Below are 20,266 nucleotides of genomic sequence, written 5' to 3'. Positions count from 1 at the left end.
ATGCAGTGCGAGGACCTGTGCCGTCGATGGTATGCGCCCGTTGTCAGTGATGGGCCGTAGGGTCTTCCCCCATGAGAACCAGCGCCGCATCGCCTCCGAACTCGCTGTCGCCGTCGCGGGCCAGTGACTTCATGCAGTGTCCGCTGCTCTACCGCTTCCGGGTGATCGACAAATTGCCCGAGAAACCTTCCCCCGCCGCCACGCGCGGCACCGTCGTCCACGCGGTGCTGGAGCGGCTCTTCGACGCTCCCGCGGCGCAGCGCAGCGCTCCCCGCGCGCGTTCCCTGGTCGTGCGCGAGTGGGAGCGGCTGCTCGCGAAGCGTCCGGAGCTGGCCCAGCTCTTCGCGGAGGACACGGAGACGGCGGAGGGCGCGGACGGCGCGGAGGGCGCCGAGGAGACGGACGGTGCCGGGGATGCGGCAGGGAAGCGGCTGGCCCAGTGGCTCGCGGAGGCCGAGGAGCTGGTCGAGCGCTGGTTCACCCTGGAGGACCCCACCCGGCTGGAGCCCGCCGAGCGCGAGCTGTTCGTCGAGGCGAAGCTGGAGTCGGGGCTCCGGCTGCGCGGGATCATCGACCGCGTCGATGTCGCGCCGACGGGCGAGGTCCGCGTCGTGGACTACAAGACGGGCAAGGCTCCCCGCCCCGAGTACACGGACGGGCCCCTCTTCCAGATGAAGTTCTACGCGCTGGTGCTCTGGCGCCTGCGCGGGGTGATCCCGCGCAGGCTCCAGCTGGTCTTCCTGGGCGGCGAGGGTGACGTCCTGACGTACGACCCGGACGAGGAGGACCTGCGCGGCGTCGAGCGGAAGCTGCTGGCGCTGTGGGACGCGATCACGCGCGCGACGGAGAGCGGTGACTGGCGTCCGAAGCGCAGCAAGCTCTGCGGCTGGTGCGACCACCAGGCGCACTGTCCCGAGTTCGGCGGCACTCCCCCGCCGTATCCCCTCACCATCCAGCCCCGGCTCCCCGAGCCCCGCACCGAGCCCGAGCCCCGAGCGGGGGCGCAGGCGCCCGTAGCGCGTGCGGAAGGCCCAGCGGACCCCCTGCCGGGGGCTTAGGCAAGAATGGGCCCACATGCCGCCTGACGTCCGCTGGAGGAGATTCCGTGGCTATCCGCGTCCTGCTGGTCGATGACCAGCCGCTGCTGCGCACCGGATTCCGGATGATTCTGGAGGCGGAGCAGGACATCGCCGTGGTCGGAGAGGCCGGTGACGGGCTCCAGGCCCTCGATCAGGTGCGGGCGCTCCAGCCGGACGTGGTCCTGATGGACATCCGCATGCCCCGGATGGACGGTGTCGAGGCCACCCGCAGGATCACGGGGCCCGCGAAGGACGGCCCGGCCAAGGTGCTGGTGCTGACGACCTTCGATCTCGACGAGTACGTCGTGGAGGCACTGCGCGCCGGTGCCAGCGGCTTCCTGCTCAAGGACGCGCCCGCGGGCGAGCTGGTGCAGGCGATCCGCGTGGTGGCGGCCGGTGAGGCGATGCTCGCGCCGAGCATCACCCGCCGCCTGCTCGACAAGTACGCGGGCAAGCTGCCCTCGGGCGACGAGCCCGTCCCTGACACCCTGCACCAGCTCACGGAGCGTGAGGTCGAGGTGCTGAAGCTGGTGGCACGCGGCCTGTCGAACGCGGAGATCGCCGCCGATCTGTTCGTCAGCGAGACGACGGTCAAGACGCACGTCGGCCATGTGCTGACGAAGCTGGGGCTGCGGGACCGGGTCCAGGCGGCGGTCTACGCCTACGAGAGCGGGCTCGTCCGCCCCGGCACCCCGTAGGCCCGTAAGCCCGTAAGCCGCACAGGCGACCGGGGGCGCGCCCGACACGGCGCGCCCCCGTCACGACCCCGGCCCCGTCCCCGCCGGGTCTCCGGTCAGCCGTCGGCGCCCTTGCTGATCTCCCAGAAGCGGAAGACCGTCGAGGCGTCCAGCGTCCACTCGAGACCCGCGATGTTCTCGCGGGCCACGGCGTACTGCTTGCCCTGCCACACCGGCAGCACCGGCACCTCCTCGGCGACCTGGTCCTGGACGGCCTCGAAGTCCTGGACGGTGTCGGCCCTGTTGCTCTTCTTCGCGGTGCGCGGCAGGAGCTGCCCGGTGATGCGTCCGGGGTCGTAGCCGTTGCTCAGGACGTTGCCCTCGCCGAAGAAGGGGGCGGTGAAGTTGTCGGCGTCCGGGTAGTCGGGGACCCAGCCCTTCACGTAGACGCCGTACTTCCCGGCCGCGATGTCCTTGTCGTACTGCTCGATGTCCCTGGTCTTGACCTTGGCGTCGAAGAGGCCGCTGGCGTTGAGCTGGTCGGCTATCTCCTCGAACTCCTTGACCGTGTCGGGGCCGTAGCGCACGGGTGTGGCCCACAGCGTCAGCTCGACCTTGCCCTGGATGCCCTCGCTCCTGAGCGCGGCCTCCGCCTTGTCGCGCTGGGGGCGCTCGCCGTAGCGGTCGAAGAAGGCGGTGTTGTGGCCGGTGATCCCGGCGGGGACGACGGAGTAGAGCGGTTCGGCCGTGCGCTTGTAGACGTCGCGGATGAGGGTGGTCCGGTCGAGGAGGTACGCGATGGCCTGGCGGACGCCGAGCTTCCCCGTGACGGGGTCCTTGAGGTTGAAGACGACGTGCTGGACCTCGGCGCTGGTGCCCTCGACGACCTGGATGTGGCGGTTGCTGCCCGCCGTGCCCGAGGACGCCTCCAGGCCGGCGAGCGCGGCGGTGGACAGGCCGCGGTAGGCGAGGTCGACGTCACCCTTCTGGACGGCCTTCTTCAGCCTGTCCTGGTCTCCGTGGAAGAGCTTCAGCGTCATGCCGCTGTTCTGGGCCTCGGCGGGGCCGCGGTAGTGGGGGTTGACGGAGAAGCGGGCCTGCTTCTTGTCGAAGCTCTCCAGGGTGTAGACGCCGGAGCCGACGGCCTTCTGGTCCTTGCGGAGGCTGTTCTTCGGGTACGAGCGGTGGTCGACGATGGACCCGGCGCCGGAGGCGATCTTCTGCGGGAAGGTGGCGTCCGGGTACTTGAGACGGAAGACGACGGTCTTCTTGTCCGTCGTGGTCACCTCGTCGATGGAGTCCAGCATCACGGCGGGGCCGGCCTCGTCGTCGATGCGCAGGGTGCGGTCGAAGGAGAACTTGACGTCCTCGGAGGTCAGCTCGTTGCCGTTGCTGAAGCGGAGCCCGTCGCGCAGGGTGCAGGAGTAGACGCGGGTGCGGCTGTCGGTGAAGCCGCACTGGCTGGCCGCCTCGGGCTGCGGCGTGGTGGAGCCCTTGGGGAAGCTCAGGAGGGACTGGAACACGTTGTTGAAGACCAGCCAGGAGGCGGGGTCGTAGCCGGAGGCCGGGTCGGTGGAGATGACGTCGTCGCTCATCCCCATGACGATGGGCTCCCCCTTGCCCGCGGCCTCGCCGTCGTCGCTGCCGCACCCCGCGAGCAGCGTGGCGGCCACGGCGACGGTGAGGGGCGCAGCCGCCCACCGGGCCTGCCCCCGGGCCGACCACCGGGCCTGACGGTTTCTCACGCGCATGTCCGTCCTACCGTCTCTCTCGTCTCTTTGCGGTTGTCCGTGGCATCCCGGGGCGCCGTTGCCGCGTGATGCACGTCTTCTGTGCGTCCCGTGTGCTCACGGCCCGTGTACTCACGGAACATGTGCTCACGGAACGCACGGCCCCCTCGGCCCAGCTCGGGCGGTTCAGTTGCCCACGCCCCGGCCCAGCTCCCAGAGCTGGAGCACGGAGGCGGAGTTGAGCGCCCACTCGACCCCGGTGATGTCGTCGCGCGCGGCGATGTACTGCTTGCCCTGCCACAGCGGCAGCAGCGGGACCTCGTCGGCGACGATGTCCTGGGCGCGCTTGAAGTCCGAGGTCGTACCGGCCCGGTCGGCCTCGCGCCGGGTCTGCGGGATCAGCTTGTTCCTGATCTCGTGGTTGTCGTACGGCGAGTCGAGGAAGTTGTTCTTCTCGAAGAAGGGCGCGATGAAGTTGTCCGCGTCCGGGAAGTCAGGGAACCAGCCGTAGCCGTAGACCTGGTACTTCCCCTCGGTCGCCGCCTGGCGGTAGCTGTCCCAGGGCACGCCCTTGGTCTCGGCGCGGAAGAGCCCGGTGGCGTTGAGCTGCTCCTTGAGGGTCTTGAACTCCTTGGCCGTGACGTCGCCGTAGTGGTCCGTGGTGTACGCGAGGGTGATCTTCACCGGGGTGTCGATGCCCGCCTCGCGCAGCGTGTCGCGCGCAGCGGAGGTGTCGGGCTCGCCGTACTCGTTGAAGAAGGAGTTGGTGTGGCCCGGGAGGCCGCCGGGGACGATCGAGTACAGCGGCTCCGATGTGCGCGCGTAGACATCGCGTACGAGCTGCTGGCGGTCGACGACCTGGGCCATGGCCTTGCGCACCGCGGTACGGCCCGCTGTGCGGTCGTCGGTGTTGAAGACGAGATAGCGGATTTCCTGGCCCGGCTGCTCGACGAGTTCGATGCCGTCGTCCTTGGGCGTCTCCAGCTTCTCGACCTGTTCGGGCGAGATGGTGCGGTTCATCAGGTCGATGTCACCCGCCGAGAGTGCCTTCTCCATGTCGGCAGAGCGCTTGAAGAAGCGCATCTCGACGCGGCTGTTCTTGACATTCAGGGTGCCCTTGTAGTCCGGGTTCCTGGTGAAGACGGCCTTGTTCTTCTTGGCGTCGAAGTCGTCCAGCACATAGGGGCCCGAGCCGGTCACGTCGAAGCCCTTGACGAAACCGTTCGCGGGATAGGTCTCGCTGTCCACGATGGAGGCGGCGGGGGTCGCGAGCTTGTACGGGAAGGTCGCGTCCGGCTTCTTGAGGTGGAAGACGATTTCCCTGTTGTTGGTCGCCTCCGCCTTGTCCACATTGCTGAGGAGGGAGGCGGGCCCGTTGGCGAAGTCGATGTGCAGCAGGCGCTTGACGGAGAACTCGACGTCCTTCGCGTCCAGCTCGTTGCCGTTGGAGAAGGTGAGTCCGTCGCGCAGGGTGCAGCGGTACTGCTCGTTGCGCTGGTCGGTGAATCCGCAGCGCTCGGCCGCGTCCGTCACCGGCTCGGTGCCCGAGCGGGGCAGCCGCAGCAGCGTCTGGAAGGTGTTGCGCATGACGTTCCAGGCGCTGACGTCGTAGGACGCCGCCGGGTCGAAGGGCGCTGGAGTGTCCTTGCTGACCGCGAAGCTGTCCGTCGTGCCCACGACGATGGGCTTGCCGTCGCCGTCGTCCCCGTCTGCTCCGCCGCCGCATCCGGCGAGTACGGGAACGAGCAGCCCGGCCAGCGCGGGCAGCACGAGTATCTTGCGGTTCATGGTCGACGGTCTCCCTCGTCCGGCCGGGGGTTGTTGCATGGTGGAAAGGCCGGGAAGCAGACGTTAGTACCTCTGCGGTGACAATCCTGAACAGGGCGCCGCGCAACCGCTATCCGGAACCGATATCGAGCGTCGGCCATCCGCTATACGGACACCGGAACGTATGGCGCTTCGCAGAACCAATAGGGACACAAGGGTGCGGGGATCGCGAGACGAAGCGGCGTTCCACCACGGAAGTGCATTCCTGTCGACACGCGAACGCGTGACAAACATCACTTTCCCGCGACGGATGTCCGCCGACCGTCCGGCGTGCGAATTCGGCCATTCGGTGGGTCACGGAGAATAAGCGAACCGGTGCTGACAGTTTCCGGCGCTATTCCCGCGGCCGTTCGGGATTCCGCACCGAAGGCCGCGCGAGAAGACTCAGCGGCCTTTTTTGTCCACGCGCGGCACGGCTTTGCGCACGCTCAGTGCGCGACCATGATCAGAGAGCGCAGAAAGGGCAGATCCACTTCTTCGAGGGATTCCACGACCGTGCGCCCCGCGACCGGCTCGATGGGCGCGACGGACGGTACGGCCACCACCTGGCAGCCCGCCGCCTCCGCCGACGTCACCCCCGTCACGGTGTCCTCGACCACGGCGCAGCGCGCCGGGTCCGCGCCCAGGCGGGCCGCGGCCGTCAGATACGGGTCGGGGTGCGGCTTCGTGCGCGCCAGCTCGTCCCCCGCGAGGGTGAGGGCGAAGTGCTCCTGGCCCAGCGACTCCAGCATCCGGTCCACGACGGTGCGGTGGGAGGCGGAGACCAGCGCGGCGGGCACCCTGTGCGCCGCCAGCTCGGTGAGCAGCCTGCGGGCGCCCGGCATCAGGGGCACGCCCCGCTCCAGCCGGGCGACGAACTCCGCGTTGAGCAGCGCGCTGACCTCCTCGACGGTGATGTCGGCGCCGGTGGCGTCGATGAGGAAGCCCGCGCTGCGGGTCATGGGCCCGCCGACCACCACGTGCCGCCACTCGTCGCGCAGCCTGTGGCCCAGCCGCTCGAAGACCGCGGCCTCGGAGTCCCACCAGAAGCCCTCGGTGTCGACGAGAGTGCCGTCCATGTCGAGCAGCACGGCCTCCAGCGAAGCGCCTTCGGCCGTCAGGGTGCCGACTGCGGGGATGGAGCTGGTCATCCGCTACGCCTCCTCAAGGGACGAGAAGGCCGGTCACCCGCTTCCCAAGGAACCGGGTGACCGGCCTGTACCGGACCAAGCAGTGTACGTCGGCGGGCCCGCGCGTGGCGGGCGACCTCGGTCACGGCAGGTTGAACACCGTGCGAGTGGTGATCACGGTGCGTGCGCCGTCGCCGTACGAGCGCAGGTCACCGTGCGAGCGCTGGTCACCGTGCGTTGAAGTACTTCGCCTCCGGGTGGTGGATCACGATCGCGTCCGTGGACTGCTCGGGGTGGAGCTGGAACTCCTCGGACAGCTCGACGCCGATCCGCTCCGGCTGGAGGAGGTCGGCGATCTTCGCCCGGTCCTCCAGGTTCGGGCAGGCGCCGTAGCCGAGGGAGAAGCGCGCGCCCCGGTACTTCAGGTCGAACATGCCGCTCATCTCGTCCGGGTCCTCCCCGGCGAAGCCCAGCTCGGAGCGGACCCGCGCGTGCCAGTACTCGGCCAGCGCCTCGGCGAGCTGCACGGAGACGCCGTGCAGCTCCATGTAGTCGCGGTAGTTGTTGTTGGCGAACAGCTCGGCCGCCGCCGTGTCCACCTTCGAGCCGATGGTGACGACCTGGAGCCCGACCACGTCCTTCTCGCCGGAGTCCTCGGGCCGGAAGAAGTCGGCCATGCACAGGCGCCGTCCGCGCCGCTGGCGCGGGAACGTGAAGCGGGTGCGCTCGCTGCCGTCCTCGTTCAGCAGGATCAGGTCGTCGCCCTTGGAGACGCAGGGGTAGTAGCCGTAGATGACGGCCGCTTCCAGGAGGTTCTTGGACTGGAGCTCGTCCAGCCAGCCGCGCAGCCTGGGCCGTCCCTCGGTCTCCACCAGTTCCTCGTACGAGGGGCCCTCCCCCGTCCGCGACTCCTTGAGGCCCCACTGGCCCTTGAACAGCGCGCCCTCGTCGATCCAGGAGGCGTACTCCTTGAGCCCGATGCCCTTGATGACGCGGCTGCCCCAGAAGGGCGGCTCGGGTACGGGGTTGTCGGTGGCGACGTCGGAGCGCACGGAGCCGTCGTTGACCTCCGGCTCGGCGACCTGGACGTCACGCTTGGGCACCCGGCGCTGCTTGAGCGGGGGCAGCTCGGCGCCGGGCACGCCGCGCTTGATGCCCATCAGCGCGTCCATGAGGCGCAGGCCCTCGAAGGCGTCGCGGGCGTAGCGGACCTCGCCCTCGTAGACCTCGTGCAGATCCTGCTCCACGTAGGCGCGGGTGAGCGCGGCGCCGCCGAGGATGACGGGGAAGTCTGCGGCCATCTTGCGCTGGTTCAGCTCCTCCAGGTTCTCCTTCATGATCACCGTGGACTTGACCAGCAGGCCCGACATGCCGATGACGTCGGCCTTGTTCTCCTCGGCGGCGTCCAGGATCGCGGAGACCGGCTGCTTGATGCCGAGGTTGACGACGTTGTAGCCGTTGTTGGACAGGATGATGTCGACGAGGTTCTTGCCGATGTCGTGCACGTCGCCGCGGACGGTGGCCAGCACGATCGTGCCCTTGCCGTCGTCGTCGGTCTTCTCCATGTGCGGCTCCAGGTAGGCCACCGCGGTCTTCATGACCTCGGCGGACTGGAGCACGAAGGGAAGCTGCATCTGTCCGGAGCCGAACAGCTCGCCGACGACCTTCATGCCCGCGAGCAGGGTGTCGTTGACGATCTCCAGTGCGGGGCGCTCCTCCAGCGCGGCGTCGAGGTCGGCCTCCAGGCCGTTGCGCTCGCCGTCGATGATGCGGCGCTGGAGCCGCTCGTCCAGCGGCAGGGCCGCCAGTTCCTCGGCCTTGCCCGCCTTCATGGACTTGGCGGTGGCGCCCTCGAACAGCTCCATGAGCTTCTGGAGCGGGTCGTAGCCCTCGGAGCGCCGGTCGTAGATGAGGTCGAGCGCCGTCTTGACCTGCTCCTCCTCAAGACGCGCGATCGGGAAGATCTTGGAGGCGTGGACGATGGCCGAGTCGAGCCCTGCCTTGACGCACTCGTCGAGGAAGACGGAATTCAGGACGATGCGGGCCGCAGGGTTGAGGCCGAAGGAGATGTTGGACAGACCGAGGGTGGTCTGGACGTCCGGGCGGCGGCGCTTCAGCTCCCGGATCGCCTCGATGGTGGCGACGCCGTCGCCCCGCGACTCCTCCTGACCGGTGCAGATGGTGAAGGTGAGGCAGTCGATGAGGATGTCGCACTCACGGATCCCGTAGTTGCCCGTGAGGTCGTCGATGATGCGTTCGGCGATGGCGACCTTGTGCTCGGCGGTGCGTGCCTGGCCCTCCTCGTCGATCGTCAGCGCGATGAGCGCGGCGCCGTGCTCGGCGGCCAGCGCGGTGACCTTCGCGAAGCGGGACTCGGGGCCGTCGCCGTCCTCGTAGTTGACGGAGTTGATGACCGCGCGCCCGCCGAGCTTCTCCAGGCCCGCCTGGATGACGGGAACCTCGGTGGAGTCCAGCACGATGGGGAGCGTGGAGGCGGTGGCGAAGCGTCCGGCCAGCTCGTTCATGTCCTCGACGCCGTCGCGGCCCACGTAGTCGACGCACAGGTCGAGCATGTGGGCGCCCTCGCGGATCTGGTCGCGGGCCATCTCGACGCAGTCGTCCCAGCGGCCTTCGAGCATGGCCTCGCGGAACTTCTTGGAGCCGTTCGCGTTCGTCCGCTCGCCGATGGCCAGATACGAGGTGTCCTGGCGGAACGGGATCGTCTGGTAGAGCGAGGCGGCGCCGGGCTCGGGCCGCGGGTCGCGCGGGGTCGGCTCGGTGCCGCGCACCCGCTCCACCAGTTGGCGCAGGTGCTCGGGCGTGGTGCCGCAGCAGCCGCCGACGAGGGAGAGGCCGTAGTCGCGGACGAAGGTCTCGTGCGCGTCGGCCAGCTCGCCCGGGGTGAGCGGATAGTAGGCGCCGTCCTTGCCCAGGACGGGCAGGCCCGCGTTGGGCATGCAGGAGATCGGCACCCGGGAGTGCTGCGCGAGGTAGCGCAGGTGCTCGCTCATCTCGGCGGGGCCCGTGGCGCAGTTCAGCCCGATCATGTCGATGCCCAGCGGCTCCAGCGCGGTGAGCGCGGCGCCGATCTCGGAGCCGAGGAGCATGGTGCCGGTGGTCTCGACCGTCACCGAGCAGATGAGCGGGAGGTTCGCGCCGAGCGCGTCCATGGCGCGGCGGGCGCCGATGATGGACGCCTTCGTCTGGAGGAGGTCCTGCGTGGTCTCCACGAGCAGCGCGTCGGCGCCGCCCGCGATCATGCCCTCGGCGTTGCTCTGATAGGCGTCGCGCAGCACGGTGTACGGGGCGTGTCCGAGCGTGGGCAGCTTGGTGCCGGGGCCCATGGAGCCCAGTACCCAGCGGTCGCGGCCGTCCTTGGCCTGGAACTCGTCGGCGACGTCGCGGGCGATCCGCACGCCCTTCTCCGACAGCTCGTAGACCCGGTCCGTGATGTCGTACTCGCCCAGCGCCGCGTGGTTGGCGCCGAAGGTGTTGGTCTCCACGCAGTCGACGCCCGCGGCGAAATACTCCTCGTGGACGGCGCGGATGATGTCAGGGCGGGTGACGTTGAGGATCTCGTTGCAGCCTTCGAGCTGCTGAAAGTCGTCGAGGCTGGGGTCCTGCGCCTGGATCATGGTGCCCATCGCCCCGTCGGCGACGACCACTCGCTCCGCCAGTGCCTGGCGGAGGGCGTCAGCCCGGGGGTATGCGGCGGAGGACGTGGTGCTCGGCGAGGCCATGAAGGTGCTCCCTATGGGTGCGACGGCTGTCGGCTATGCGCGGCCCCTGCGGAACGGCGCACCAGATCAGGGTATCGGTCGAGCACAAGACCCCAGGGGGACGTTCCGCCAAGCGGACACCCGTGGCCCCCCGGCGCGGACGCCGCGGAGGACCCCGGAAGGAACCGCGCCGGGACCCCTGCCCCGCCGTCGGCCCGGGAAGCGTCGTTCCCCGGCCGAAAACCGACGCTGTCCGGCCCGGGCCGCGCCCCCGGGTTCCGTCGTGTCGACATGACGCGATACCGTTCGGCATTGTCGAATCCGATCACGAAGAGCAGGTCAGGGAGGTGCCTGATGGCCCGGACCATCCAGTCGCTGGAGCGCGCCGCGGCGGTGCTGCGCCTGCTGGCGGGCGGCGAGCGGCGGCTCGGCCTCTCCGACATCGCCTCCTCCCTGGAGCTGCCCAAGGGCACGGCGCACGGCCTCATCCGCACCCTCCAGCAGGAGGGCTTCGTCGAGCAGGAGCCGACGACGGGCAAGTACCAGCTCGGCGCTGAGCTGCTGCGCCTGGGGACCAGCTATCTCGACGTGCACGAGCTGCGGGCGCGCGCCCTCGTCTGGGCCGACGACCTGGCGCGCTCCAGCGGCGAGAGCGTCTATCTGGGCGTGCTCCACCAGCAGGGTGTGCTGATCGTGCACCACGTCTTCCGGCCCGACGACAGCCGTCAGGTGCTGGAGGTCGGCGCGATGCAGCCGCTGCACAGCACCGCGCTCGGCAAGGTCATCGCCGCGCACGACCCCGTCGCGCACAGCGAGGCGGCCGACGGCGAGCGCCAGGGCTTCACGGAGCACACCGTCACGGACCTGGAGGGCTTCGAGAGCGTCCTGGACATGACGCGGGCGCGGGGCTGGGCCGGGGACGTCGAGGAGACCTGGGAGGGGCTGGCCTCGGTCGCGGCGCCGATCCACGACCGGCGCAGGATGCCGGTGGGCGCGGTCGGGGTGACAGGGGCCGTGGAGCGGGTGTGCGAGGACGGGGAGCTGCGGCCGAGGCTGGTCGCGGCGGTACGGGACTGCGCGCGCGCCGTCTCGCGGGACCTGGGGGCGCGGCGTTTTTAGGGGGTGTCTTCAAAGTAGCGTCGTCCGGCCGCCAGGCCGCCCAGACGGGACGCTGAAGACACCCCCTAGGGGCGCCGCCGCTGGGCGGGGCGCGGCCGGGTGCGGTGTCGCCGCAGGGCGCCGCTCCTCACGGGGAGCAGCCCAGCAGGCGTAAGCACGGCTGAAGCAGCAGGGTGGACATGGGAGTCCTGAGTCACAACCCCTTGACGATCTCTTCACTGAAGAGAAAACTGCCGTTCGGCGGTCGACATTGTCGAACACCGGACGGGACCCGGTCCGCCCTACATCTGGACAAGGACAAAGGAGTCACGGGTGTCCAGCTCCGACATCTTCTTCGGCGAGACCATAGGGACCGCCGTCCTCATTCTGCTGGGTGGCGGCGTCTGCGCCGCGGTGAGCCTCAAGCGTTCCAAGGCGTTCGGGGCGGGCTGGGTCGCCATCGCCTTCGGCTGGGGCTTCGCCGTGCTGACCGGCGCCTATGTCGCTCAGGTCTCCGGCGCGCACCTCAATCCGGCGGTCACCGTCGGCCTCGCCATCGAGGGGACCACGAAGTGGGCGGATGTTCCGCTCTACTTCGCCTGCCAGCTGCTCGGCGCGATGATCGGTGCCGTGCTCGTCTGGATCGCGTACTACGGACACTTCCAGGCCCACCTCACCGATCCGGAGGTCGAGCCGCTGAAGGACGCGAACCCGGGCCCTGTGCACGGCGTCTTCTTCACCTCCCCCGAGATCCGCAACGCCGCGCAGAACCTGGCCACCGAGGTCATCGCCACCTTCGTACTGGTGATCGCGATCCTCACCCAGGGCCTCACCAAGGGTGTGGGCGTCTCCGGGATCGGCGCGCTGCTGACGGCCCTCGTGGTCGTGGGCATCGGCCTCTCGCTGGGCGGCCCCACGGGGTACGCGATCAACCCGGTCCGCGACCTCGGCCCGCGCATCGTGCACGCGCTGCTGCCGCTGCCGAACAAGGGCGGCTCGGACTGGACCTACGCGTGGATCCCGGTCGTGGGCCCGCTCCTCGGCGGAGCCATCGCGGGCGGCGTCTACCAGGTCGCCTTCGCCTGAGCCGCCCCCGCGACCGGCCCCGGTGCCGCCCGCGGCACCGCAGCCCGAGCCCGAGCCCGAGCCCGCACACCTACCGAACTTCTTGGAGCACGACATGAGCGACACCCACACCGGGCCCTTCATCGCGGCCATCGACCAAGGCACGACCTCCAGCCGCTGCATCGTCTTCGACAAGGACGGCCGCATCGTCTCGGTCGACCAGAAGGAGCACGAGCAGATCTTCCCGAAGCCGGGCTGGGTCGAGCACGACGCCGCGGAGATCTGGACCAATGTCCAGCGGGTGGTCGCCGGAGCCCTGGCGCAGGCCGGGATCAGCAAGGACGACGTGAAGGCGCTGGGCATCACCAACCAGCGCGAGACCACGCTCCTGTGGGACAAGAACACAGGCCAGCCGGTGCACAACGCCATCGTCTGGCAGGACACCCGCACCGACGCGCTCTGCCACGAGCTGGGCCGCAACGTCGGCCAGGACCGCTTCCGCCGGCAGACCGGGCTGCCCCTGGCCTCCTACTTCGCGGGCCCGAAGATCCGCTGGCTGCTCGACAACGTCGAGGGCCTGCGGGAGCGCGCCGAGAACGGCGAGATCCTCTTCGGGACCATGGACTCCTGGGTGATCTGGAACCTCACCGGCGGCGTCAACGGCGGACGGCACGTCACCGACGTCACCAACGCCTCGCGCACCATGCTGATGAACCTCCACTCCATGGAGTGGGACGAGTCGATCTGCCAGTCCATGGGCGTGCCGACGGCCGTGCTGCCCGAGATCCGCTCCTCCGCCGAGGTCTACGGCGAGGCCACCGGAGCGCTCGCGGGCGTGCCCGTCGCCTCGGCCCTGGGCGACCAGCAGGCGGCCCTGTTCGGCCAGACGTGTTTCGACAAGGGCGAGGCCAAGTCGACGTACGGCACCGGCACCTTCCTGCTGCTGAACACCGGGCACGAGGCCGTCAACTCCTACAACGGCCTGCTGACCACCGTCGGCTACCGCATCGGCGAGCAGAAGCCCGTCTACGCGCTGGAGGGCTCCATCGCGGTCACGGGGTCGCTGGTGCAGTGGATGCGCGACCAGATGGGCCTGATCAACTCGGCCGCCGAGATCGAGACCCTCGCCAGTTCCGTCGAGGACAACGGCGGCGCCTACTTCGTCCCGGCCTTCTCCGGCCTGTTCGCGCCGTACTGGCGCTCCGACGCGCGCGGCGTCATCGCCGGCCTGACGCGCTACGTCACCAAGGCGCACCTCGCGCGCGCGGTGCTGGAGGCCACGGCCTGGCAGACCCGCGAGATCGTCGACGCGATGCAGAAGGACTCCGGCGTCGAGCTGACCGCGCTGAAGGTCGACGGCGGCATGACCTCCAACAACCTGCTGATGCAGACCATCTCGGACTTCATGGACGCGCCCGTCGTGCGCCCCATGGTCGCCGAGACCACCTGCCTCGGCGCCGCCTACGCCGCCGGGCTCGCCGTCGGCTTCTGGTCGGACACCGACGAGCTGCGCGCCAACTGGAAGCGCGCCGCCGAATGGACCCCCCGTATGGACGCGGCCGTACGAGACCGCGAGTACAAGAGCTGGCTCAAGGCCGTGGAGCGGACCATGGGCTGGATCGAAGAGGAGAACTGATCGACATGAACACCGCGCAGAGCGTCCCCACCCTCGGGACGCACCCGGCTGCCGGCACCAACCCGAGCCGTGCCGAGACCAGAGAGCTGCTCGCGAACGCGACGTACGACCTGCTGGTGATCGGCGGCGGCATCCTGGGCACCTCGGTCGCCTGGCATGCGGCGCAGTCGGGTCTGCGGGTGGCGATGGTGGACGCCGGCGACTTCGCCGGCGCCACCTCCTCCGCCTCCTCCAAGCTGGTGCACGGCGGTCTGCGTTACCTCCAGACCGGTGCGGTCAAGCTGGTGGCGGAGAACCACCACGAGCGGCGGGTGCTGGCCAAGGACGTGGCCCCGCATCTGGTGAACCCGCTGACCTTCTACCTGCCCGTCTACAAGGGCGGCCCGCACGGCGCGGCCAAGCTCGGCGCGGGCGTCTTCGCGTACTCCGCGCTGTCCGCCTTCGGTGACGGCGTCGGCAAGGTCATCTCCCCCGCGAAGGCCGCCGCAGACAACCCCGGTCTGCGCACCGAGAACCTGAAGGCCGTCGCGGTCTACGGCGACCACCAGATGAACGACTCGCGCATGGCCGTCATGACCGTGCGCGCGGCCGTCGAGTCGGGCGCCGTCGTGCTCAACCACGCCGAGGTCACCGGGCTGCGCTTCACGCGCGGGCGCGTCACGGGCGCCGAGCTGCGCGACCGTACGGACGGCAGCGAGTTCGGCATCGACGCGCGGCTGGTCCTCAACGCGACGGGCCCCTGGGTCGACCACCTGCGCAAGCTGGAGGACAAGGGCTCCTCGCCCAGCATCCGGCTGTCCAAGGGCGCCCACCTGGTGCTCAAGCGCAAGGCGCCGTGGCGCGCGGCGATGGCCACGCCGATCGACAAGTACCGCATCACCTTCGCGCTGCCGTGGGAGGACCAGCTCCTGCTGGGCACCACCGACGAGGCGTACGAGGGCGACCCGGCCGACGTGCGCGCGACCGAGGCCGACATCCAGCAGATCCTGGACGAGGCGGCCTTCTCTGTGCGCGACGAGCACCTGAGCCGGGACCTGATGAGCTACGCGTTCGCCGGTCTGCGGGTGCTGCCCGGCGGCCCCGGCGGCGTGGAGTCCGCCAAGCGCGAGACCGTCGTCAGCGAGGGCCGGGGCGGCATGCTGTCGGTCGCGGGCGGCAAGTGGACGACGTACCGGCACATCGGGCGCACCGTCATGAACAAGCTCGCGAAGCTGCCCGGCGGTGCCCTCGCCGAGGACATGGAGCCAGTGAAGGACCTGGTGCGGCGCACCCCGCTGCCCGGCATCGCCAACCCGAACGCGGTCGCGCACCGGCTGCTGGTCGACCGCGAGCCCGGCGTGCGGATGGACCCGCTGACGGCGCGTCAGCTCGCTACGCACTACGGCTCGCTGTCCTTCGACATCGCGCGGCTGGTCAACGAGGACCCGTCGCTGGGCGAGCGCATCCACCCGGACGGCCCTGAGATCTGGGCCCAGGTCGTCTACGCGCGCGACCACGAGTGGGCGCAGACCGCCGACGACGTGCTGCGCCGCCGCACCACGCTGACGGTGCGCGGGCTGGACACGGACGACGTCCGCGAGCGGGTGGAGAAGCTGCTCGCCGAGCGCGACGCCTGAGCGGCCCGAGAGGTCTCAGAGGTCTGAGGGGTACGCCGAGCGCGTACCCGCCTCCCGAGGGGGAGCGGGCACCATGCCCGCTCCCCCTCGGGGTTTTCCCCGGCCGGGCGCTCCGGGCCATGGCGAGGGCCATAATGACCGGGCAGACATCGGAGGTCTGCGGGTCCTGGGCAGGGGGCCGGTTCCGGAGAAGGGGCACGGGGAGGCAGCGGTGGCGGTTACCGACGAGGCGATCGAGAAGATCAAGGGAATGATCGTCGCGGGCGCGCTGCGCCCCGGCGACCGGCTGCCCAAGGAGAGCGAGCTGGCCACCGAGCTGGGCCTGTCCCGCAACTCCCTGCGCGAGGCGGTGCGCGCCCTGTCCCTGATCCGCATCCTGGACGTACGGCAGGGCGACGGCACATACGTCACGAGCCTGGACCCCCAGCTCCTGCTGGAGGCGATGAGCTTCGTGGTGGACTTCCACCGCGACGACACGGTCCTGGAGTTCCTCGCCGTACGCCGCATCCTGGAACCGGCAGCCACGGCCATGGCGGGCGACCGCATCTCCGAGGCGGAACTCGACGCGCTGGAGGCCCAGCTCGACGCGCTGGGCCCCGACCCCTCGGTGGAAGACCTGGTCGCGGCCGATCTGGAGTTCCACCGCCGTATCGTCGCCGCCTCCGGCAACTCCGTGCTGTGCTCCCTGCTGGACGGCCTCTCGGGCCCCACGACACGGGCCCGGGTGTGGCGCGGCCTGACCCAGGAGAACGCCGTCCCCCGCACCCTGCACGAACACCGCCAGATCCTCGCCGCGCTGCGAGCGCGCGACGCGGAGGCGGCCCGCTCCTGGTCGACGGTGCACGTCGCGAGCGTGGAGCAGTGGCTGCGCTCGACGTTGTGAGCGCGCGGCGCGGGCGTACGCGCGCGGCGCGGCGCGGGTGTCCTACGCCAGGGCTCCCGGACCGGGGTCGTCGCCGGAGCGCCGTCGCAGCCACACCGCCGTGTCCGGCGGCAGCAGGCCGTCGTCGGGCAGCGCCTCGCTGGCCAGCAGCACCTCCACTTCCCCGGGCAGCGGAACCGGCACGCCCGCGAGGTTGACCCGGCATTCGAGGCCCCTGGCCGGGTGATCGGCACCCTTGCGGAAGGCGAGTTCGCCGTCGGCCGAGGGCAGCCAGGTGAAGCCCTCGTCGCCCCGGAAAGCGCGGCGCAGGGCGATCGCGGCGCGGTACAGCTCCAGGAAGGAGCCCTTCACACCGTTCTGGGCCTCGGCCGAGCGCTCGCCCCACCCTTCGGGCTGCGGCAGCCAGCTGCCATCGGGCCCGAAGCCGTACGAGGGCCCCGTACGCGCCCACGGCAGCGGCACCCGGCAGCCGTCGCGCCCCTTCTGCGCGTGCCCCGTGCGCTCCCACATCGGGTCGCGCAGCGCCTCGGGCGCAAGGTCGGCGACCTCGGGCAGGCCCAGTTCCTCGCCCTGGTAGAGGTAGGAGGTGCCGGGCAGTGCCAGCGTCAGCAGCGCACCGGCGCGGGCGCGGCGGCGGCCCCGCTCCTCGTCAGGCGCGGGCGTCGTGCCGTCCGTGGCGAGCCAGGCCGTCAGGTCGGTGCCCGCGGGCAGCGCGTAGCGGGAGACGTGGCGGACCACGTCGTGGTTGGAGAGCACCCAGGTCGGCAGGGAGCCGACCGAGCGCGCGCCCTCCAGCGAGGTGTCGATGACGCGACGGAAGGAGTCCGCGTCCCAGGGGCAGCGCAGGTGGAAGAAGTTGAACGCCTGGTGCAGCTCGTCGGGCCTGGTGTAGAGCGGCAGCCGGGAGGCGCTGACGCCCGCCTCGGCCACGGCGACGCGGGTGGGCGTGTACTCGTCGATGATCTTGCGCCAGGAGCGGTGGATCTCGTGCACCTCGTCGCGGTCCCAGAAGGGGTGGTCGTCGCCCTCGGGCGGGGCGTTGAGCGGGGCACTGTCGCTGCCGCGGGTGTCGCGCAGCGGCGGCGCGAGGTCCTTGCGCAGGCCGTGTGCGACGTCCACCCGGAACCCGTCGACGCCCAGGTCCAGCCAGAACCGCAGGGTCCGCTCGAAGTCGGCGGCGACCTCCGGATTCTCCCAGTTCAGGTCGGGCTGCTCCTTCGCGAAGATGTGCATGTACCACTGTCCGTCGGGCACGCGGGTCCACGCGCCGCCGCCGAACTTGGACCGCCAGTCGGCGGGCGGCTCGCTCCCGTCGGGCCCCTTGCCGTCGCGGAAGACGAAGCGCTCGCGCGCGGCGGAACCCGGCGCCGACGCCAGCGCCTCCCTGAACCAGGGGTGCTGGTCCGAGCAGTGGTTGGGCACGATGTCGACGATGACCTTGAGGCCGAGCGCGTGTGCCCTCGCCAGGAGGTGGCGGAAGTCGTCGAGGGTGCCGTGGCGCGGATCGACGTCGCGGTGGTCGGCGACGTCGTAGCCGCCGTCGGCCCAGGGCGAGGGGTAGAACGGGGTCAGCCACAGCGCGTCCACGCCGAGCCCGGCGAGGTGGTCGAGGCGGGCGGCGATCCCGCGCAGATCGCCGATCCCGTCGCCGTCGGAGTCGCTGAAGCTGGGCACGTAGACCTGGTAGACGACGGACTCCCGCCACCAGCCGGCGGCTGCGCGGGTGCGGGACGGGGTGTGGGACGTGCTCACGGGTTCCTCTCGGGCAGGGCAGGGCAGGGCAGGGCGGGGCAGGGGTGGGCAGGGGTGGGGGTGGGCCGGGACGCGGGGCGTACGGGGCTGTCGTGACGAGAGGACGCGCCGTCACGGGACAAGGTTGCGGGGAGGCGGGGGCTCCGGAAAACGGGCGCTGCGGGCAGGGCGGGCAGGGGCGGTCAGCCCGTCACGCGGCCCGTCACGCCGTGATCCCGTACGTACGGGCCGCGTTGGTGCCGAAGACCGCAGCGCGTTCGGCCGCCGACAGATGGGACGTCGCGTGCTCCGCGAGCGCGTGGACCTCGCCGTAGGAAGCGGCCAGTCCGCACACCGGCCAGTCCGAGCCGAACATGACCCGCTCGGGCCCGAAGGCGTCCAGCGCGTGCCGGGCCCAGGGCAGCACCTCGTCCCGCGTCCAGCCGTGCCAGTCGGCCTCGGTCACCAGCCCCGACAGCTTGCAGCCGACGTTCGGCAGCGCGGCCAGTTCCCCCGTCAGCCGTGCCCACGGCTGCCACTCCCCCGCCGCTATCGGCGGCTTCGCCGCGTGGTCGAGCACGAGGCGCAGCTCGGGCAGGGCCCGCGCGGTGGCCACGGCCGCCGGCAGTTCGCGCGGGGTGACCAATAGCTCGTAGACGAGCCCCGCCTCGGCGACGCGGGCCAGCGCGCGACGCACGTCGGCGCGGCACAGCCACGAGGGATCGGGCTCGTCCTGCACCTGGTGGCGTATCCCGGCCAGCCCGGCGGGGAGGTCAGGGCCCCCGGGCGCGGTGAGGTCGGCCCAGCCGACGACGGCGGCGACGCGGCCCGAGCGCTCCTTGAGCGCCAGCAGTTCGCGGGTCTCGGCGGCCGACGAGCACGCCTGGACGACGACCGTGGCGTCGATGCCGTGCGCGTCCAGGTGCGGGGCGAGATCGGCCTCCGTCCAGGTGCGCCGGATCGGGTCGGCCCACGGGCCGTCCATCCACGGCTGGTCGCGGCGGCCGAGGTCCCACAGGTGGTGGTGGGCGTCAACGCGCATCGGGTCCCCTCCCGTCCGCACCGTCCGGGCCGGGGGTGGTGTCCGTCGGCAGGGGCAGGTCGGCGTCGAGCAGCCCCTCGGCGACGAGGTCGTGCCACATCGCCCCGGGGATGTCGTACGCGGACAGCCGCACGTTGTCCCGCACCTCATCCGGCGTGCACGCGCCGACGACCGCCGAGGCGACCGACGGATGCCCGGAGGGGAAGCGCAGCGCCGCCGCGCGCAGCGGCACGCCGTGGCGCGCGCACACCTCCTGGAGCCGCTGGGCGCGCCGGACGAGCGCGTCGGGCGCGGGGCGGTAGTCGTAGCGTGCGCCGGGGCGCGGGTCGGCGAGCAGCCCGGAGTTGTAGATCCCGCCGACGACCACGCGGGTGCCGCGCCGCGCGCACACCGGCAGCAGGTCGTCGAAGGCCGTACGGTCCAGCAGCGTCCAGCGGCCCGCGCACAGCACGCTGTCCACGTCCAGCTCCGCCGTCAGGCGCGCCAGCACGTCGCTGTAGTTCATGCCGAAGCCGATGTGCCGCACCACACCCTGCGCGCGCAGCTCGGCGAGCGCGGGGAAGCCGGTCTCGTACACCTCGCGCAGATGGTTCTCGACGTCGTGCAGGTACACCGTGTCCACGTGGTCGGTGCCCAGGCGCTCCAGGGAGGCTTCCAGGGTGCGGTGGACGCCGTCGCGGCTGAAGTCCCAGACGCGGGCGCGCGGCGGGGTGTCCACGAAGCCCTGGCTCTCTTCGCTCCCGACGCGCTCGCCTGGCCCGAGGGGCCTGAGCCTGCGGCCGACCTTGGTGGAGAGGGTGTACGTGTCGCGCGGGACTCCTGCCAGCGCCCGCCCGAGGCGTTCCTCGGACAGGCCCACGCCGTAGTGCGGCGCGGTGTCGAGGTGGCGGCAGCCCAGTTCCAGCGCGGTGTGCACGATGGCGTGCGCGGTCTCCTCGCTCATGGGCGCGTGGAGGTTGCCGAGCTGGGCGCAGCCCAGCCCGAGCGTGTACGCGCCCCCGCCTCCGGTTGCGCCGCCCGTTCCCGTCACCGGCATCGCATGCCCTCCTTCACG

14 protein-coding genes are annotated in these 20,266 nt (G+C 70.9%); 7 read left to right on the top strand and 7 right to left on the bottom strand.

Translation table 11 applies throughout. The features are described 5' to 3' along the window. Window positions 1-71 precede the first annotated feature (71 nt). Window positions 72-1,058 carry a RecB family exonuclease gene (locus ACWGJ2_RS07265; protein WP_453344995.1) on the top strand — a complete coding sequence of 329 codons (987 nt, stop codon included), beginning with the start codon at window positions 72-74 and terminating at the stop codon, window positions 1,056-1,058. Between the two features lie 47 nt (window positions 1,059-1,105). Beyond that, window positions 1,106-1,777: a response regulator gene (locus ACWGJ2_RS07260; RefSeq protein ID WP_453344994.1), complete on the top strand. Its 672-nt coding sequence runs from the start codon at window positions 1,106-1,108 to the stop codon at window positions 1,775-1,777. A gap of 95 nt (window positions 1,778-1,872) precedes the next feature. Here ACWGJ2_RS07260 and ACWGJ2_RS07255 read toward each other — a convergent pair whose 3' ends face one another. The 4 genes from ACWGJ2_RS07255 to metH form a co-directional block, all read right to left on the bottom strand. Continuing rightward, window positions 1,873-3,501: an ABC transporter substrate-binding protein gene (locus ACWGJ2_RS07255; protein WP_453344993.1), complete on the bottom strand. Its 1,629-nt coding sequence runs from the start codon at window positions 3,499-3,501 to the stop codon at window positions 1,873-1,875. A gap of 171 nt (window positions 3,502-3,672) precedes the next feature. Then, complete coding sequence (locus ACWGJ2_RS07250) at window positions 3,673-5,274, bottom strand: ABC transporter substrate-binding protein (RefSeq protein ID WP_453344992.1); 1,602 nt, start codon at window positions 5,272-5,274, stop codon at window positions 3,673-3,675. A gap of 467 nt (window positions 5,275-5,741) precedes the next feature. Further along, window positions 5,742-6,443 carry an HAD family hydrolase gene (locus tag ACWGJ2_RS07245; RefSeq protein WP_453344991.1) on the bottom strand — a complete coding sequence of 234 codons (702 nt, stop codon included), beginning with the start codon at window positions 6,441-6,443 and terminating at the stop codon, window positions 5,742-5,744. 206 nt (window positions 6,444-6,649) lie between these two features. Beyond that, the gene (metH, locus tag ACWGJ2_RS07240) at window positions 6,650-10,162 is read right to left on the bottom strand and encodes a methionine synthase (RefSeq protein WP_453344990.1); all 3,513 of its coding nucleotides are present in this window, start codon (window positions 10,160-10,162) and stop codon (window positions 6,650-6,652) included. Window positions 10,163-10,495: 333 nt separating this feature from the next. On the opposite strand from metH, the gene ACWGJ2_RS07235 reads away from it, so the two are divergent. From ACWGJ2_RS07235 to ACWGJ2_RS07215, 5 genes are all read left to right on the top strand, one after another. Continuing rightward, window positions 10,496-11,260, top strand: a complete 765-nt coding sequence (locus ACWGJ2_RS07235; RefSeq protein ID WP_453344989.1) for an IclR family transcriptional regulator — start codon at window positions 10,496-10,498, stop codon at window positions 11,258-11,260. Window positions 11,261-11,572: 312 nt separating this feature from the next. Then, the gene (locus ACWGJ2_RS07230) at window positions 11,573-12,325 is read left to right on the top strand and encodes an MIP/aquaporin family protein (RefSeq protein WP_453344988.1); all 753 of its coding nucleotides are present in this window, start codon (window positions 11,573-11,575) and stop codon (window positions 12,323-12,325) included. 94 nt (window positions 12,326-12,419) lie between these two features. Next, window positions 12,420-13,940, top strand: a complete 1,521-nt coding sequence (gene glpK / locus ACWGJ2_RS07225; protein ID WP_453344987.1) for a glycerol kinase GlpK — start codon at window positions 12,420-12,422, stop codon at window positions 13,938-13,940. Between the two features lie 5 nt (window positions 13,941-13,945). Next, complete coding sequence (locus tag ACWGJ2_RS07220; protein WP_453344986.1) at window positions 13,946-15,556, top strand: FAD-dependent oxidoreductase; 1,611 nt, start codon at window positions 13,946-13,948, stop codon at window positions 15,554-15,556. A gap of 211 nt (window positions 15,557-15,767) precedes the next feature. Continuing rightward, window positions 15,768-16,439 carry a FadR/GntR family transcriptional regulator gene (locus ACWGJ2_RS07215; protein WP_453344985.1) on the top strand — a complete coding sequence of 224 codons (672 nt, stop codon included), beginning with the start codon at window positions 15,768-15,770 and terminating at the stop codon, window positions 16,437-16,439. A 42-nt stretch (window positions 16,440-16,481) separates the two neighbouring features. Here ACWGJ2_RS07215 and ACWGJ2_RS07210 read toward each other — a convergent pair whose 3' ends face one another. From ACWGJ2_RS07210 to ACWGJ2_RS07200, 3 genes are all read right to left on the bottom strand, one after another. Further along, window positions 16,482-18,191 carry a glycoside hydrolase family 13 protein gene (locus tag ACWGJ2_RS07210; RefSeq protein ID WP_453344984.1) on the bottom strand — a complete coding sequence of 570 codons (1,710 nt, stop codon included), beginning with the start codon at window positions 18,189-18,191 and terminating at the stop codon, window positions 16,482-16,484. Between the two features lie 202 nt (window positions 18,192-18,393). Continuing rightward, window positions 18,394-19,212: an amidohydrolase family protein gene (locus tag ACWGJ2_RS07205; protein WP_453344983.1), complete on the bottom strand. Its 819-nt coding sequence runs from the start codon at window positions 19,210-19,212 to the stop codon at window positions 18,394-18,396. Beyond that, a complete protein-coding gene (locus ACWGJ2_RS07200) occupies window positions 19,202-20,248 on the bottom strand; it encodes an aldo/keto reductase (RefSeq protein WP_453344982.1) in 1,047 nt (348 codons plus the stop codon). The genes ACWGJ2_RS07205 and ACWGJ2_RS07200 overlap by 11 nt, the downstream gene beginning before the upstream one ends. Between the last annotated feature and the right edge of the window lie 18 nt (window positions 20,249-20,266).

The organism is Streptomyces sp. NPDC054796 (assembly GCF_053611545.1).
Note: the sequence above shows the minus strand (reverse complement) of the source record. Positions and strands in the feature narration are given on the sequence as shown.